Consider the following 16,006-nt stretch of genomic DNA (forward strand, 5'->3'; position numbering starts at 1 on the left):
GAATGCAAGGAGGGCGAAAAGCAGAAACAAAAAGCCCCTCATCTTGCACGCACAAGGGAGAGGGGCAAACAGGCACAGAAATAAAACGGTTACTCGGCGATGGCCATCTGCCAGGTTTTGAAGCCGCCGGAGAGATTCTTCACTTTAAAGCCGTGTTGGCTCAGCAGGCGACAGGCGACATGGCCGCGCAGCCCGACCTGACAGCTGATCAGCAGCTCTTTCTCTTTGGGCAACTCATGGAGGCGACCACGCAACTCGTCGAGGGGGATATGCAGCGCCCCCGGAATCTGCCCCAGCTTGTCGAGCTCCGGGCCATTGCGCACGTCCACCACCAGCTGATGGGGGTTACGAGCCTGCACCTCGGCCACGTGGCAGAGCAGGGTGTCCCCCTTCAGGTGGTTGCTTGCCACAAAGCCCGCCATGTTGATCACATCCTTGGCCGACCCGAACGGCGGCGCATAGGTGAGCTCCAGATCCTGCAGGTCAAACACGGTGAGACCGGCGCGCTGGGCCACCGCCAGCACGTCGATGCGCTTGTCGATGCCATCCTTGCCGATGGCCTGGGCACCGTAAATCTTGCCATCCGGGGCAAACAGCAGCTTGAGGCTGACCGGATGGGCACCCGGGTAGTAACCGGCGTGGCTGCCTGGGTGGACATAAACCTTCTCGAACGGCAATCCCAGTTGCACCAGTCGCTTCTCGTTGAGACCGGTGCTGGCCACCGCCAGATCGAACAGCTTGCAGATGGCGGTCCCTTGCGTCTTCTTGTAGGTTTCGCTTCGGCCCAGCATATTGTCGGCGGCGATGCGCCCCTGCCGGTTGGCCGGGCCCGCCAGCGGGATCAGCACAGATTCGCCGGTGACGAAGTCAATCTCTTCCACCGCATCCCCCACCGCATAGATGAAGGGATCCGAGGTACGCATCCCGGCATCCACCTTGATGCCGCCCCGTGTGCCCAGCTCCAGCCCCGCCTTGGCGGCGAGCAGGGTTTCCGGCTTGACGCCGATGGCGAGGATCAGCAGGCCGGTGTCGAGGTGAGAACCGTCATTGAGGGTCAGGCGCAGGCCACCGCTTTTGGCGGTCGGTACGGCGGAGGTCTTCTCGGCAGGCAGATCCAGACTCTCGATGGCGGTGAGGCCGGTGCGCAGGCGAAGGTCGATCCCCTCTTCCCGGATGCGGGCATGGAGCATGTTGGCCATCTCCTTGTCCACCGGAGCCATCACCTGATCGGCCAGCTCCAGCAGGGTGACATCCAGCTTGCGCTGGTGCAGCGCCTCCATCATCTCCAGCCCGATAAAACCGCCGCCCACCACAGTGACGTGGCGCGGCTGATCGTGGTGCAGGGCCGCCAGAATGCGATCCATGTCCGGGATGTTGCGCAGGGTATAAACATGGGGGCTGTCGATACCGGGGAAGGGAGGACGGATCGGCGCCGCCCCCGGGCTCAGCAGCAGCACATCGTAATGCTCGCGCTGCTCTTCACCGGTTTGCAGGTTGCGCACCAGCAAGGTCTTGCCCGCCTTGTCGATCTCAATCACATCGTGGAAGACCCGCACATCGACGTTGAAACGGCGCTTGAAACTCTGGGGAGTCTGCAGCAGCAAGGCATCCCGGTCGGGGATATCGCCCCCGATGTGATAGGGCAGACCACAGTTGGCGAAGCTGACAAACTCGCCCCGCTCGAACATCACGATCTCTGCCTCTTCACTCAAACGACGAGCACGAGCCGCCGCCGATGCGCCCCCCGCGACACCACCGATAATCAGGATCCGTTTCATCTGCAAGACTCCTCATACATGATAATAGGCAATAAATTAGACTTTTCTAATTTAGAATTCAATGAAATTTTGTTTCACACCATTTTGCAGTATTCTTGCAACCCCGACGGTTGCTTAACAGGATGTTGTTTGTTCATGTCGTCTACCGCACTCAGTCATCTACCTCCTGCCCTCCAGACGCCGCTCTTTTTCCGTCTGGATCTGCGCAGTCAACGGCTGGTCGCCCTGACCGACGTGATGCAAACCCCGCTCTACTGGCTCGACGAACCGCGCGCCCCCTGGCCTGCCCAGCTGCCCGATGCCCTGCGCCTACCCATCGAACAACTGCTAGCCAACGGCCATGGCGGCAAGATCACCGTGCGCTTTGCCAGCCAGCTCTGGCATATCGCCCTCGCCCACGAGCAGGATGGCTTCTGGCTCATCTGTCTGCAGAACCTTCGCCAGGAGCCCATCGCCGATCTGGCATTGCAACTGCCGCGCCTCAGCCAGATGGCGAGCCAGCAACAGTATGCGCCCCTGCTCGAGGCCCTTAAAGAGAGTTTGGGGGCCGATCGGCTCATCCTCTGGCACTATCAGGCCAACGGCGATCTCGGCAGCGAGCAACTCACCCCGGTGTTCACCCTGGGGGTCGAGGCGCTCTACCCCATTCGTGGTGACAGCCGCTATATCCGCGCCCTGCGTACCCGCAAATCGTTGAGCTTCTCGGAGGCCGCCCACCAGCCGATGCTGAGCAATCACCTCTATCTGACCAGTGCCGGTGTGCGCTCACGCCTCGATGGTGCCCTGCTGGAGCAGGACAAGCTGTTCGGGGTGCTGAGTCTGGAGTATCTCGATCCCACCCCGCTTAGCGAGGAGATGTTGCAGCTGGTGCGCAGCAGTGCCCAGCTGCTCGGTCACTGGCAGCCGCAACCGGAAGAGCACCGCGCCGAGCTGGCCCTCCCGCCCGAGCTGCACCAGCAGACCGGCATCGACTACTGCAAGACGCTGGTAAGCTGGGCCATGAGCGCCAGCGGTGCCCGGGTGGGCTGGATCGGCGAGTTCCAGCCCCGCGGTCAGGATCTCTGGATCATCCCCCGCTGCGTCATCAACGAGGAGATCTGCTCCACCCTCAAGCCCATCCAGCTCGACCCCGGCCCCGCTCAGGAGCTGTTCCAGCATGGTCAGGCCATCTATGTGGAAGATCTGCCCGTGCGCTATCCCAAGGCGACCCGGCTGCTGGCCCTCAATGCCAGCGCCTACATCGGCATTCCGCTCCATGGTCAAAGCGGCGCCCCCATTGGCCAGATCACCCTGCTGCTCGATACCCCCCTTGAGGAGCCCGAACAGCTGCTGGATCTGTTGAGCAGCCAGCACGAGCGGGCCGCCATCGAACTCAAGCGCCTCGCCACCGATGATGCCCTGCGGCTGGCCGAGGTAGCCTTTAATACCCACGATGGGCTGATTGTGATGGATCACAACGGTATCATCCTCAAGGTCAACCACTCCTTCAGCCGGATCACCGGATTTGGCGAGGTAGAGGTGATCGGTCACTCCATTCGCAAGCTGCGCCCAACCTACTACGGGGATCATCTCAAGGAAGATGTCAGCCGCACCGTCAACGAGCAGGAGTTCTGGCTCGGGGAAGAGCGCTGCCTGCACAAGGATGGTCACCTCTTTCCGGTGCGCTTGATGGTGAACGGTGTCAAGGATGAGCAGGGGGAGCTCAGCCACTTTATCTGCAGCTTCTACGACATCACCCAGGAAAAAGAGGCGGCCAGACATATCGAGCAGCTCGCCTACTACGACGATCTCTGCGGGCTGCACAACCGGCGCAGCCTCAACCATATTTTGCAGCAGACCCTGAGCGCCTCCAACGGCCAGTGGGGCGCCCTGCTGCTGGTGGATCTCGACAACTTCAAGTCGATAAACGACTCCCTCGGTCACGCCTGCGGCGATCTGTTGCTGCAGGCCGTGGTGCAGCGTTTCAGGGAGCTGCCCCAAGACAATCTGGTACAAGCGCGCATCTCGGGGGATGAGTTTGCCCTGCTCTTTACCCAGCTGGGACAAGGCGAGGTCACCGCCAAAATTCTGGCAGAGCACTTCGCCCGCGAGCTGATGGGGCTGTTTCGCACCCCGTTCGACATCGGCGATCACAAGCTGCACTGCAGCGCCTCGGTGGGGATCAGCCTCTTCTCCGGCAACGAGACGGATCATCTGGTCCTGATGCAACAGGCCGACACCGCGACCCACATGGCCAAGCGCGCCGGTCAGGGCCACTACGTCTTCTTTACCGAGGCGATGGCCCAGCACGAGAAGAACCGGCTGACCCTCACCAATGAGCTGCGCGATGCCCTGCGTCACCACGAGCTGCAACTCCACTATCAACCGCAATACCGGGTCGACAATGGCTCGCTGTCGGGTATCGAGGCGCTGCTGCGCTGGCAGCGCAGCGACGGCACCATGGTACCGCCCGGGGAGTTTATCCCCATCGCCGAAGAGACCAGCCTAATCCTCGAGATCGGCTACTGGGTGATGAAGACCGCCTGTGCCCAGTACAGCTTCTGGCTCAACCGTGGCCTGCAGATCCCCCATCTGTCGGTCAACGTCAGTGCCCGCCAGTTCCACACCCAAGGCTTCGTGCAACAGGTGGAGTACATCTTGCGCGACACCGGTGTGCCCCCCTCCCGCCTGCTGCTGGAGGTGACCGAATCGGTAGTCTTGGAGAATAGGCAGGAGAGTATTGCCAGAATGCGCCAACTCAAGGAGCTCGGCATCCTCATCTCCATCGATGACTTCGGTACCGGCTACTCGTCGCTGGCCTATCTTCGGGATCTGCCCGCCGATGAGGTGAAGCTGGACAGAAGCTTCATTCAGACCCTGGTACACAGCGAACAGGACAGAGCCATCGTCAAGGCGATACTCGATCTGGCCCAGGTCTTCCGTTTTACCGTCACCGCCGAAGGGGTGGAAGAGGAAGCGCAGCTGGCCATCCTCAAAGCACTGGGATGCCAGCATTATCAAGGGTTTCTCACCAGTCGGCCGCTCACCGTCAAGGGGCTGGAGCAGCTGCTTGGCAGCCGGGCGCCGGACTAAAGGTGTAGGATCAATAGGGGTTTATGTAATAAAATAACGGCCTGCTCGAATCGTTGGAGTTGTTTATGTCTGTCATTAATCGGATCCCTGCCGTTGAAATCAGCCAGCCAGCCGGAGCTCACGGCACCGTTGGCCGGATCCATTCCGTCGAAACCTGCGGCACTGTCGATGGCCCGGGAATACGCTTTATCGTATTCATGCAAGGCTGCCTGATGCGCTGCAAGTACTGCCACAACCGCGATACCTGGGATACCGAAGGTGGCCGCGAAGTGACCGTACCGGAGTTGATGAGTGACATCACCAGCTATCGCCACTTCATGAATGCCTCCGGCGGTGGCGTGACAGCGTCCGGCGGTGAAGCCATGCTGCAACCGGCTTTCATTACCGAACTCTTTACCGCCTGCAAAGAGAAAGGGATCCACACCTGTCTCGACACCAACGGCTTCGTCCGTCATCTCGACGAACAGGTGGACAAACTGCTCGACCAGACCGATCTGGTGCTGCTCGACATCAAGCAGATCAATGACGAGAAACACATTCCGCTGACCCACGTCAGCAACAGATACACCCTGGAGTTTGCCCGCTATCTGGCAGCCAAAGGCAAGACCATGTGGATCCGCTACGTGGTGGTACCGACCTGGAGCGACGACGACGAGAGCGCCGAAGGGCTGGGCCAGTTTATCGCCGAGCTGGGCGATAGCGTGGAGAAGGTGGAGCTGCTCCCCTACCACGAGCTCGGCAAACACAAGTGGGACGTACTGGGCGACCCGTACGAGCTGAGCGGGATCAAGCCCCCCAGCAAAGAGACCATGGAACGGGTCAAGGGCATCCTCGGCAAGTACCACAACAACGTCAAATATTGATGGTAAAAGCAGGCTGACTCGTCAGCCTGCTCTGCTATGGGGCGGTCGGGAAGGCCGCCCGGACTCTACTGCATGAATGGACGACAAGATGAGTGAAGGACAACTCGCCGCCCTCCTGATCTGGCTGGTACTGCTGGCCTTCAGCCTGCGCCGCTCCCTGTGGCAGACCCTCCGTGACAACCCCCTCTATCAGCACCTGTTGCTGGGTAGTGCCATCGCGCTGGTGCCGCTCTGGTATCTAAGGGCCGGTCTGCATGAGGGACTGGAGGTCCATTTTCTCGGGCTCACCTCCCTCACCCTGCTGCTTGGCTGGCGGCTGGCACTGCTCGCCCCTTGCCTGACCCTGCTGGTGCTCGGTTACTTCGGTGTCACCAATCTGGCCGATTTTGGCTGGCAAGCGCTGGTGGGCATCGCCCTGCCGGTAGCCACCAGCTGGCTGCTGTTTCTGGCCAGCTGGGCCTGGCTGCCGCGCCATCTCTTTGTCTATATCTTCGTGGCCGCCTTTCTCGGCGGCGCCATCACCATCTCGGTCAAGGTGGCCGCCAGCGCATTGCTGATGGGGCTGAGTCAGAGCTACCCCTGGCACACCATCACGGCGGATTACCTCTCCATCTGGCCACTGCTGCTGTTCCCCGAAGCTCTGCTCAACGGCATGGCGATGACGGTGCTGGCCATCTACCGCCCTCACTGGGTCAATACCTTCTTCGACCGCACCTATCTGGGCAAGTAGCTCCCTCTTTCCTGATCTGCGCCCATAAAAAAGGAGAGGCCATCGCCTCTCCTTGTGGTATTCAACATGGTGCCAAATCCCGGCTTAGTGCAGCTTCAGGGTCGGGCGCAGTACCCGGTTGATGCGACCCACCAGCATGATGAGGCCGGTCTTGACGTAGCCGTGCAGGGCGATCTGGTGCATCCGGTAGAGGGAGATGTAGACCAGACGGGCAATGTAGCCCTCCACCATCATGGAGCCGCGCATCAGGTTACCCATCAGGCTACCCACGGTGGAGAAGCGGCTGAGGGAGACCAGCGAACCGTGGTCGTGGTAGAGGTAGGGCTTCATCTCGCCGCCGTTCATCTTGGCCAGGATGTTCTTGAACGCCTGGCTGGCCATCTGGTGGGCAGACTGGGCGCGCGGCGGCACAAACTTGCCATCCGGCTGCGGGCAGGCGGCGCAGTCACCGATGACGAAGATGTTCTCGTCACGGGTAGTCTGCAGGGTCTCTTTTACCACCAGCTGGTTGATGCGGTTGGTCTCAAGGCCAGCGATATCCTTCATAAAGTCAGGCGCCTTGATACCGGCCGCCCACACCATCAGGTCAGCTTCAATCAGCTCGCCATCCTTGGTGTGCAGACCGTCGCTGGTCGCTTCGGTGATCATGGTGGCGGTACGCACGTCCACACCCAGCTTGACCAACTCCTGATGGGCGGCGCCGCTGATGCGCTCCGGCAGAGCCGGCAGAATGCGCGGGCCCGCTTCCACCAGGGTCACCTTCAGGCTATCGGTGGTGAGGTTCTTGAAGCCGTAGGCGTAGAGCTGCTCAACCGCATTGTAGAGCTCGGCAGAGAGCTCGACGCCGGTTGCGCCGCCGCCGACGATGGCAATCTTCACCTTGTCGCCTGGCTGATATTCGGTGGCGAACTGCAGGAAGCGGTTCATCATGCTGTTGTGGAAGCGGTGCGCCTGGGAGGGGCTATCGAGGAAAATACAGTTATCCTTGATGCCTTTGGTGTTGAAGTCGTTGGAGACAGAACCGATGGCCATCACCAGATAGTCGTAGGGCAGCTCGCGCTCGTTGACCACGATGTCGCCGTTATCGTCGACGATCTTCCCCAGCACGATGCGTTTATCGTCACGCTTGATGTCGGTCAGGGTGCCGAGCTGGAAGTCGAAACCGTGGTTCTTGGCGTGAGACTGGTAGCTCAGGGCATCGATGCCCGCATCCATGGAGCCGGTGGCTACTTCGTGCAGCAGGGGTTTCCACAGGTGGGTGCGGTTGCGATCGACCAGAGTGATCTTGGCCTTGTTCTTCTTGCCAAGCTTGCGACCCAGACTAGTGGCCAGCTCCAGGCCACCGGCGCCGCCGCCTACAACGACAATATTCATCATGATGATTTTCCTCGGTTCCTCAAAACGAAAGGGAGCCATTGGCTCCCTAAAACGAAATCGGTCGACGTGATGGATCAGGCTTCTTTGAAGGCCTTCATCCGCTGCAGATGATGCGAGATATTTTTGAACTTATGAGTCTCGCGCTCATCCCACACGATGTCGTAATAGTTCTTCAATTCACGTTCAGTGTCCCGATTATCGCGCACTTCATCCTGAACGGAAAGGATACACAGGCAGTTTCCTGAATTTTTCTTACGAAATTCAGTTACACACTTGGTACCGATATCGTCATATTCTTCCGGCCGGTCGATCTTGCCCTGCATGTTCTCTTCCGGATGGAGGTTGGGGTTGAAGATCACCTGGCGAATGCCGCACAGAAAGCCGATCCGCTCGCTCCAGTAGCCACCAAGACCCACGCCGCAGATCAGCGGTTTGGGATCGGTACTCATATCGAGCTGTTTTTTCACTTCCTTGAGCAGATGGCTCATATCATGACGGGGGTGAACCGTGCTGTAGTGCACGAAACGCACATCATCATCAATAAACTGCAACTGCAGCACTTTCTCGTGATTGCCTGGGCTGGTGGCATCAAAGCCATGCAGATAGATGATCATGGATAAGACCTCAGGATCTGTGTCGGTTTTATCGAAACTACCCCAGCGGCGGCCCCGTACGCCACCAAAACATCCAACTTTCTTGCTTTGGATCACGCCCCCGCCCCCGATTGCGCCCCGCGGCCCGCGAGCGCCGTCACCTGCAGAGGGGCGCATTGCGAGCAACCCTCTGGTGCCTGGCTATCAAAGTGAGATCGCCAGACCGATAATGATAAACCCCTTACCAATCTGAGATGCCCTCACCTCCTTCCCCTGCCAGCAGCCGGACACTTATCTGGCCGGTATGTGACTCATCCCGCAAAAACAAGGCGTTATCGCCAAACGTTTTCTCTCGTGAGTGGCGTTGTGCATGTTTTGTGCACTGACCCGTGATGCACCGGATCCCTCTCACTACTGCCGAGGGATCTGGCTCCTCTGTCAATACACGAGATCAATGACCGGGAAAGCTGCGGCTTTCACTATCTTGCCTGTAGCAGTTGCGCGGGCTTCAAGGAGTGATCTGTTCATGAACGAGACCAATCCCCCCTCCCCCCGACCGGGTGCGCGCAAGCGCCCGGTGGATGAAGTGGAGCGCATGCTCCCCATGGGCCAACTCTTTACCCTGGGCCTGCAACATGTGCTGGTGATGTACGCCGGCGCCGTGGCGGTGCCATTGGTGATTGGCGGCAGTCTGGGGCTGCCCAAGGATCAAATCTCCTACCTTATCAGTTCGGATCTCTTCTGCTGCGGCATCGTCACCCTGCTGCAATGTGTCGGGATTGGCCGCTTTGCCGGGATCCGGCTGCCGGTCATCATGTCGGTCACCTTTGCCGCCGTGATGCCCATGCTGGCCATCGGAGCCAACCCGGATCTGGGGCTGACGGGCATCTTCGGTGCCACCATCGCCGCCGGTATCATCTCGACCCTGCTGGTGCCGCTGATAGGTCGGCTGATGCCACTCTTCCCCACCGTAGTGACCGGGGTGGTTATCACCTCCATCGGGATCAGCATCATGCAGGTGGGGATCGACTGGATGGCGGGGGGCAAGGGTAATCCGGAATATGGCAGCCTGCGCTATATCGGCACCAGCTTTCTGGTGCTCGTCTTTATCCTGCTGGTGACCCGCTTCACCAAGGGCTTTTTCAGCAATATCTCGGTGCTGCTCGGGATCATCTTCGGTTTCGCGGTGGCCATCGCCATGGGCGAAGTGAGCCTCGATGGCCTCGGCGAGGCAGCCTGGTTTGCCCCCATAGTGCCCTTCGCCTTCGGCTGGCCCACCTTCGATCCCATCTCCATCGCCACCCTGACGGTGATCATGCTCATCACCTTTATCGAGTCGATGGGGATGTTTCTGGCCCTTGGCGACATCGTCGGCCATCCGGCCAGGCGCGGTGATATCGTGCGCGGGCTGCGGGTGGATGGTATCGGCACCATTATTGGTGGGATATTCAACAGCTTCCCCCACACCTCCTTCTCCCAGAATATCGGTCTGGTGAGCGTGACCGGGGTATCGAGTCGCTGGGTCTGCGTGATGTCGGGGGGGATCCTGCTCGCCTTTGGCCTCATCCCCAAGATGTCGGTGCTGGTCGCCTCCATCCCGCCCTTCGTGCTGGGGGGCGCCGGTATCGTGATGTTCGGTATGGTGCTGGCCACCGGTATTCGCATCCTGGCGCGCACCGATTACAACAGCAACCGCCACAACCTCTATATCGTCGCCATCAGTCTCGGAATTGGCATGATCCCGACGGTCTCCGGGAATTTTTTCCAGCAGCTTCCGGCGCAGCTACAACCGCTTTTTCATAGCGGTATCCTGCTGGCCACCATCAGCTCGGTGCTGCTCAACCTCTTCTTCAACGGCTATCAGCCGGATCTGACTCACCAGCCCCGTCCTCTGTTCGTTGGCCCCATCAAACCGCAGCAAGAGCAGGCATAACAAACAGGCCCCCGGACAGCGAGACTGTCCGGGGGCCTGTTGTTCATATCACCGCTGACCCAATCAGGCAGGCAACTGCGTGAAGCGCTCTACCGCCTGCGCTACTTGTGCCAGACTCCCCTGCCAGAAGGCGGCCTCACGGATATCCAGCCCCAGATGCTTGGCTACCAGATCTTCGGCGCTCATCCGGCCGGTATCGCGCAGCAAGGCGCGATACGCCTCGGCCACTCCCGCTTCCCCCGCCGCTTTGCGGCTCGTCAACTGCTGATAGACCCCGAGACTGAACAGGTAACCGAACAGATAGGGGTAGTTGTAAAAGCCCAGCCCGGCGATGGAGAAGTGCGCCTTGGCCGCCCAGAACATGGGGTGATAGCGGGTCAGGCTCCCCTCATACCAGCGTCCCCACGCCTCGTCGGTCAACGCCTTGAGCCGCTCTGCGGATACATAACCCTGCGCCCGCTCAGCCACCAAGGCCTGCTCGAAATCGAAGCGAGCCGGGATATTGACCAGGAAGGTGGCCGCGCCATCGGCCTCCGCCCAGGCGATGGCCAACTGCTCTTCCGGGCTTTGCGCCTGCTCGAACAGGGCGCTGCGCACCAGGGTTTCGGCGAAGATGGAGGCGGTCTCCGCCAGCGTCATGGGGTAGCTGCGCTGACTCATCGGCAGATCGCGGATCACCCAGTTGTGCCAGGCATGACCCAGCTCATGGGCCAGGGTAATGACGTTATCCATGGTGCCGGCATAGGTAACAAAGACCCGCGGTTCGACCGGTTCGGCAAACTTGGTGCAGTAGGCGCCTGTGCGGCGATTTGGCGTGGGCGCCGCATCAATCCACCCCTTCTCGGCCATCATGCGGGCAAATGCACCCATCTCGGGATCGAATCGGCTAAAGGCATCGGCAATCAGCGCGATCGCCTCATCAAAAGGAATGTCGCGGCTGCTGGAAGCAGGCGGCGGCGCAAAGAGATCCTCCGGCCCCAGATCGTCGAGACCAAGGCGCTCGGCCATCAGCTCCAGCGCCCGCTGACCCAACCCACGGGCTCGCCAGGTTTCGCTCATCAGGGCATCGAGGGTGGCGCGCTCGATATGACTCTGATGGCAGGAGAGATCCAGCGCATCGAGCACACGGGTTTTGCCGCGCTGACGGGCCAGCTCCAGCCGCCAGCCGTTGATGGCATTGAGGATAGCGGCGACCGTCTCCTGCTCCCCTTCCCAACCGGCGCTGATGGCATCAAAGGCTTCTAAACGCAGCGCACGTATCGGGCTGGAGAGCAGATTGCTCGCCTCGGCCAGCCCCATCTCGCGGCCATCAATGGTCAAGCGGATCTTGCCCACCAGATCGTTATAGAGGTTGCCCCAGGCGTGCAGACCATCGGTGCCCAGACCAATCACCAGCTGCTCCGCCTCCACCGGCAGGCGCTGATCCTGCAAGCGACGCTCGTGGCGCAGGCGGTACGCCTCTTCACCGAGCAGCGGATCCGCCATCAGCGCGGCGAATTCCTCCTCCGGCAACGCCAGCATCAGATCTTCCACCGGCGCGAGCGTCTTGAACAGATCGGCATTAAGGGCGCGGGCACGGGACGCCAGCTGTTTGGCCTGCGGATCCCGCGCATCCTGACTGCCGCGGCAGGCGGCCAGAATGGCGACGTTCCAGCCGATATGGCGAATATCACGGGCGCGCAGCCGCACTTCCCGCAAAAAATCCAGCAGCGCTGCGTCAGCGTCGCGCACCCCGTCCAGACCCGCCATATAGCTGGCCAGCTCTTCCAGCGCGTGGCGGGCTGCGCGCATGTCCGCTTCCAGCTCGGTGCTGTCGAGGCCCGGGTAGATATGGTCGTTATTCCACTGTTGTTGATACATAGCTTCTCGCAAAGGCCTTTATCGGGAGGCGCAGCAGACCTGCGGGCAGCAAGTCAGAGACCGGGCAACCCGAAGGCCAAAAAATGAAGAGAGGAAAAAAGAGACAATGGCCCGCAAGCTCGCTTATCCCTTGGCCGGGGCAAGACGGCTCACCAGCATCATCACGGCAACCAGCAGCAGACCCGCCACCACACCGGCCACGGCGTTGAGCAGAGTCGGCGTCACCGCCGCCAGTACGGCCCCCACTGTGGGCAGGGTGGCGACAACAGCGGCTGCACCTTCAATCAGGTGATGGGCAAAGGGCCAGCCATGCACCAGAATGCCACCGCCCACCATAAACATGGCGATGGTGCCGACCAGTGCCAGCAGGTGCATCAGACGAGGAGCCGTCACCAACAGTCCCTTCCCCACCGCGCGGCGCAGGGCGCTGCCATCAGGCTTTTGCAGCAAATGCAGACCGATGTCATCGAGCTTGACGATCAGCCCCACCAACCCGTAGACCCCGATGGTCATCAGCAGGGCGATGCCTGCCACTACCGAGAGCTGCAGCGCGAGGCTTGCTCCCTGTACCGTGCCAAGGGCGATGACGATGATCTCGGCAGAGAGAATAAAATCGGTGCGGATCGCTCCCTTCACCTTCTGCTGCTCAAACGCGGCCAAATCATCGGGAATAGGAGCAGTGTGTGCCTCCCCCTCACTCGCCTCATGGGGCAGGAACTTGTGGGCCAGCTTCTCGGCCCCCTCAAAGCAGAGGTAGGCGCCTCCCAGCATCAAGAGTGGCGTGATAAGCCAGGGCACCAGGGCACTGATGGCGATGGCTGCGGGCACCAGAATCAGCTTGTTGCGAAATGAGCCCTTGGCCACCGCCCACACCACCGGCAGCTCCCGCTCGGCACGCACTCCGGAAACCTGCTCCGCGTTGAGGGCGAGATCGTCGCCCAACACCCCGGCGGTCTTCTTCGCCGCCATCTTGGTCATCAGTGCCACGTCATCAAGCACGCTGGCGATATCATCGAGCAGGGCCAACAAACTGGTTCCAGCCATATCAAAGATCCCTTATATCAGTGAGAAACATCTTCCCGAAAAATGTCTCGCGCTTGTTCACCACGACCTTGGTCATCAGCGCTACGTCATCAAGCACGCTGGCGATATCGTCGAGCAGGGCCAACAAACTGGTTCCGGCCATATCAGAGATTCCTTATATCAGTGAGAACAACACCGCGAGAGAGGTGCACGTCCCGATAACCACCAAGGTCAACAGGACCACCTCATGGCGATCGCAGGCCATCATCGGCCGAGCCAAAAATCCGGCGCTAGCCATCGGGGGTTACGTCTTTCGGGCAAAAGATGGCACAGTGTAACGAGAAGCCGCCGTTTCGGCAGCACCCCTGAGCCATTTGTTCCTGGTTCCCTCTGAATCACCTCAAGGAGTTCCCATGCAACCCTGGCAACCTCTGCTCGCTCTCTGGTTTGGCGACGAAGCCGATGACGTCCTGCGAGCCACACGGCAAGCCCCGCTCTGGTGGGGAAAAAGCAGCGAAACAGATGCCCTGCTGGCCAGCCGCTTTGGCGAGCTGGCACAGGCCGCAGCCGAGGGCAGCCTCGCCCACTGGGCCGATGCTCCCAGCGGTCGGCTGGCGCTGATCCTGCTGCTTGACCAGCTGCCGCGTAATATCCATCGCGGCACGCCTGCGGCCTTTGCCCAGGATCCGCTGGCAAGGGATCTTTGCCTGAAAGGGCTATCCATCGGGGCGGACAAATCCCTCTCGCCACTGGAGCGGGTCTTCTTCTATCTGCCGCTGGAACATGCTGAATCCCGCGAACAACAAGCCAGAAGTGTGGCCCTGTTCGAGGCACTCGCTGCCGAGCAGGCTGGCACACCGGCGCAGGTAACCTTCGCGGGCTTTGCCGACTTTGCCCGCCGTCATCAGGTGATCATCGAACGCTTTGGCCGCTTCCCCCACCGCAACGACATTCTGGGTCGCACCAGCACACCGGAAGAGGCGACATTTTTGCAGCAACCGGGCTCAGGCTTCTAAGCAAGCCATATAAAAAAATCCCCGCCAGCTGGCGGGGATAGCAGATGGATAACAACCGTCGGCGTTACTGAATGCGATAGCGGGATATCTGCTGGTGGATGCTCTCGGTGGTGACATTAAGCTCCTCGGCTGCGGCTGAGGTCTCTTCCGCTGTGCTGCTGGTCTGCTGCACGACCTGAGCAATCTGCTCCACCTGATGGGCAATCGACTCGGCGGCCGAGCTCTGCTCGCGGATGGCATTGGTGATCTCGCCCACCTGCTCCATCACCCGGTGCGACGCACTGCGGATTTCGGCAATAATGGCGCCACTCTCGGTCGCCATGGTGACCCCCTGGCTCACCTTCTCCTCCACCAGATGCATGCGGGAGACCGTATTGTTCGACTCCTGCTGGATCGCCTCTACCGTAGCGGAGATCTCCTGGGTGGATTGCGCCGTCCGCTCTGCCAGTTTGCGCACCTCATCCGCCACCACCGCAAAGCCACGGCCGGACTCCCCGGCCCTCGCCGCTTCAATGGCCGCGTTCAAGGCCAGCAAGTTGGTCTGCCCCGCCACATCACGGATCACGTTGACCACACCGCCAATGCGCGAAATACCCTCACCCAGCGCAATGACCTCGGCCGAGGCCTGCCGGATCGAGTCGGCGATCTCGTTGATGGCATGGACTGTGCGCTCGATGGTCCGGCCCCCCTCGGTCGCCAGTTGCCCCGACTCGTTGGTGATACGGCTCGTCTCCTGAGTACGCTGGGAGATATCTGTGATGCTGACCGTCATCTCTTCCACACCGGCGGCGATCAGACTGGTGGCATCATTGGCCTGATTAGCCGAGCTGGCCAGGTGCTGCGCTGCCTGAGAGAGGGATTCGGCAGTGCTCTTGATCTGCAAGCTGCCTACGGAAAATTCGGTAAATGTCTGTTGCAGCGTATCTAGCAGCCGGTTAACCGCATTGAGGGTCAGGCCAATCTCATCCTGCTGTTTCACGTCTGCTCTCAGGGTAAAGTTGAGGTCACGCTGGATCCGGGTCAGGGTATCCATGGCGGTGCGAAGGGGATTGGCCACCTGATTGAACAACCAGACAAACAGCCCCATCGTCAGTACGGTGGCACCACCGGCGATAAACAACAGGGTTTGCAGGCTGCTGTCGTAGTTCTCCTGGCCCTGCTTCTTGAGCGCCAGTCCCAAATCCATATTGAAGTTGACGTGAAGCTCGATTGCCTTGGCAAACTGATGGAACAGTCTGGAGGCTTCTCCTGCCAGCATGTCTCGCGCTTCGTCGTTTTTGTTTTGGTGGGAGAGCTGCAGAACCTTGTCTATCTCCTGATAATATTGCGCGATAATGCGTTGATCATCGTCGGTCAGGCGCCTGTCTTCGTCATTGGAGAGCATCTCTGCTTTATATTTCTCCAGTTGCGAATTGATCTGTTTGCGATGCTCGGCAATATCCGCTTCTATCTGCTGCATCTTGTCATTGTCGGTGTTGAGGATATGGCTTTGAACCCGGGAGTGCAGCTCATAGAACGCAGCCTGCACCTCCTTGATCAGCGCAATACTGGGCACCGTATTGTCCGTCACATAGCTCAAGTCTCGATTGCCAGCCCCAAGGCGGTTGATACTGAACCAGCTGAGGAAAACAAGCGCCAGCATAACCAGCAGCGCTATCAGTTGAAGCCGACGAGCAATGTTCATAACCGTACACTCCAGATGAAAACTATCTAGCAGTGTAGACGAGCCATAAACAACAACGGCCCGCATTGGCGGGCCGT

At 60.1% G+C, this 16,006-nt stretch carries 12 protein-coding genes; 5 read left to right on the forward strand and 7 right to left on the reverse strand.

Translation table 11 applies throughout. From position 1 onward, the window contains the following. Positions 1-89 precede the first annotated feature (89 nt). On the reverse strand, positions 90-1,778 hold the full coding sequence (locus AB5Y76_RS05295) for an FAD-dependent oxidoreductase (protein ID WP_263717678.1): 1,689 nt from the start codon (positions 1,776-1,778) through the stop codon (positions 90-92). A 135-nt stretch (positions 1,779-1,913) separates the two neighbouring features. On the opposite strand from AB5Y76_RS05295, the gene AB5Y76_RS05300 reads away from it, so the two are divergent. From AB5Y76_RS05300 to AB5Y76_RS05310, 3 genes are all read left to right on the forward strand, one after another. Further along, positions 1,914-4,850, forward strand: a complete 2,937-nt coding sequence (locus AB5Y76_RS05300) for an EAL domain-containing protein (RefSeq protein ID WP_100653432.1) — start codon at positions 1,914-1,916, stop codon at positions 4,848-4,850. Positions 4,851-4,915: 65 nt separating this feature from the next. Next, positions 4,916-5,713, forward strand: a complete 798-nt coding sequence (pflA, locus tag AB5Y76_RS05305) for a pyruvate formate lyase 1-activating protein (RefSeq protein ID WP_080768686.1) — start codon at positions 4,916-4,918, stop codon at positions 5,711-5,713. 88 nt (positions 5,714-5,801) lie between these two features. Beyond that, the gene (locus tag AB5Y76_RS05310; protein ID WP_263717677.1) at positions 5,802-6,443 is read left to right on the forward strand and encodes an energy-coupling factor ABC transporter permease; all 642 of its coding nucleotides are present in this window, start codon (positions 5,802-5,804) and stop codon (positions 6,441-6,443) included. An 84-nt stretch (positions 6,444-6,527) separates the two neighbouring features. On the opposite strand, the gene AB5Y76_RS05315 is transcribed toward AB5Y76_RS05310, so the two are convergent. Together AB5Y76_RS05315 and ycfP are read right to left on the reverse strand one after the other, a co-directional pair. Then, a complete protein-coding gene (locus AB5Y76_RS05315; RefSeq protein WP_263717676.1) occupies positions 6,528-7,820 on the reverse strand; it encodes an NAD(P)/FAD-dependent oxidoreductase in 1,293 nt (430 codons plus the stop codon). A 74-nt stretch (positions 7,821-7,894) separates the two neighbouring features. Further along, positions 7,895-8,434: an alpha/beta hydrolase YcfP gene (gene ycfP, locus AB5Y76_RS05320; RefSeq protein WP_005334000.1), complete on the reverse strand. Its 540-nt coding sequence runs from the start codon at positions 8,432-8,434 to the stop codon at positions 7,895-7,897. Between the two features lie 505 nt (positions 8,435-8,939). On the opposite strand from ycfP, the gene AB5Y76_RS05325 reads away from it, so the two are divergent. Continuing rightward, positions 8,940-10,346: a nucleobase:cation symporter-2 family protein gene (locus tag AB5Y76_RS05325; RefSeq protein WP_263717675.1), complete on the forward strand. Its 1,407-nt coding sequence runs from the start codon at positions 8,940-8,942 to the stop codon at positions 10,344-10,346. Positions 10,347-10,409: 63 nt separating this feature from the next. On the opposite strand, the gene AB5Y76_RS05330 is transcribed toward AB5Y76_RS05325, so the two are convergent. The 3 genes from AB5Y76_RS05330 to AB5Y76_RS05340 all read right to left on the reverse strand — a co-directional run bounded on the left by AB5Y76_RS05330 (position 10,410) and on the right by AB5Y76_RS05340 (position 13,392). Continuing rightward, positions 10,410-12,206 (reverse strand): M3 family oligoendopeptidase, encoded by a 1,797-nt coding sequence (locus tag AB5Y76_RS05330; protein ID WP_263717674.1) that lies wholly within the window; start codon positions 12,204-12,206, stop codon positions 10,410-10,412. 123 nt (positions 12,207-12,329) lie between these two features. After that, positions 12,330-13,250 (reverse strand): DUF808 domain-containing protein, encoded by a 921-nt coding sequence (locus AB5Y76_RS05335; protein ID WP_263717673.1) that lies wholly within the window; start codon positions 13,248-13,250, stop codon positions 12,330-12,332. A 1-nt stretch (position 13,251) separates the two neighbouring features. Beyond that, positions 13,252-13,392, reverse strand: coding sequence for a hypothetical protein (locus AB5Y76_RS05340; protein WP_263717683.1), 141 nt, complete (start codon positions 13,390-13,392; stop codon positions 13,252-13,254). A 250-nt stretch (positions 13,393-13,642) separates the two neighbouring features. On the opposite strand from AB5Y76_RS05340, the gene AB5Y76_RS05345 reads away from it, so the two are divergent. After that, entirely contained in the window at positions 13,643-14,245 is a 603-nt protein-coding gene (locus AB5Y76_RS05345; protein ID WP_263717672.1) for a DUF924 family protein, read from the forward strand. A 64-nt stretch (positions 14,246-14,309) separates the two neighbouring features. Here the strand turns inward: AB5Y76_RS05345 and AB5Y76_RS05350 are convergent, their stop codons facing one another. Further along, on the reverse strand, positions 14,310-15,929 hold the full coding sequence (locus AB5Y76_RS05350; protein ID WP_005353060.1) for a methyl-accepting chemotaxis protein: 1,620 nt from the start codon (positions 15,927-15,929) through the stop codon (positions 14,310-14,312). Positions 15,930-16,006: the final 77 nt, after the last annotated feature.

This window comes from Aeromonas sp. R1-2, from assembly GCF_040908505.1.
GTDB lineage: Bacteria > Pseudomonadota > Gammaproteobacteria > Enterobacterales > Aeromonadaceae > Aeromonas > Aeromonas veronii.

What these genes read in the sequence shown, in the direction of transcription:
- AB5Y76_RS05345 (WP_263717672.1), top strand. Translation starts at nt 13,643, where the DNA reads ATGCAACCCTGGCAACCTCTGCTCGCTCTCTGGTTTGGCGACGAAGCC.
- AB5Y76_RS05300 (WP_100653432.1), top strand. Translation starts at nt 1,914, where the DNA reads ATGTCGTCTACCGCACTCAGTCATCTACCTCCTGCCCTCCAGACGCCG.
- AB5Y76_RS05330 (WP_263717674.1), bottom strand. Translation starts at nt 12,206, where the DNA reads ATGTATCAACAACAGTGGAATAACGACCATATCTACCCGGGCCTCGAC.
- AB5Y76_RS05335 (WP_263717673.1), bottom strand. Translation starts at nt 13,250, where the DNA reads ATGGCTGGAACCAGTTTGTTGGCCCTGCTCGATGATATCGCCAGCGTG.
- pflA (WP_080768686.1), top strand. Translation starts at nt 4,916, where the DNA reads ATGTCTGTCATTAATCGGATCCCTGCCGTTGAAATCAGCCAGCCAGCC.
- AB5Y76_RS05310 (WP_263717677.1), top strand. Translation starts at nt 5,802, where the DNA reads ATGAGTGAAGGACAACTCGCCGCCCTCCTGATCTGGCTGGTACTGCTG.
- AB5Y76_RS05295 (WP_263717678.1), bottom strand. Translation starts at nt 1,778, where the DNA reads ATGAAACGGATCCTGATTATCGGTGGTGTCGCGGGGGGCGCATCGGCG.
- AB5Y76_RS05350 (WP_005353060.1), bottom strand. Translation starts at nt 15,929, where the DNA reads ATGAACATTGCTCGTCGGCTTCAACTGATAGCGCTGCTGGTTATGCTG.
- AB5Y76_RS05315 (WP_263717676.1), bottom strand. Translation starts at nt 7,820, where the DNA reads ATGATGAATATTGTCGTTGTAGGCGGCGGCGCCGGTGGCCTGGAGCTG.
- AB5Y76_RS05325 (WP_263717675.1), top strand. Translation starts at nt 8,940, where the DNA reads ATGAACGAGACCAATCCCCCCTCCCCCCGACCGGGTGCGCGCAAGCGC.
- AB5Y76_RS05340 (WP_263717683.1), bottom strand. Translation starts at nt 13,392, where the DNA reads ATGGCCGGAACCAGTTTGTTGGCCCTGCTCGACGATATCGCCAGCGTG.
- ycfP (WP_005334000.1), bottom strand. Translation starts at nt 8,434, where the DNA reads ATGATCATCTATCTGCATGGCTTTGATGCCACCAGCCCAGGCAATCAC.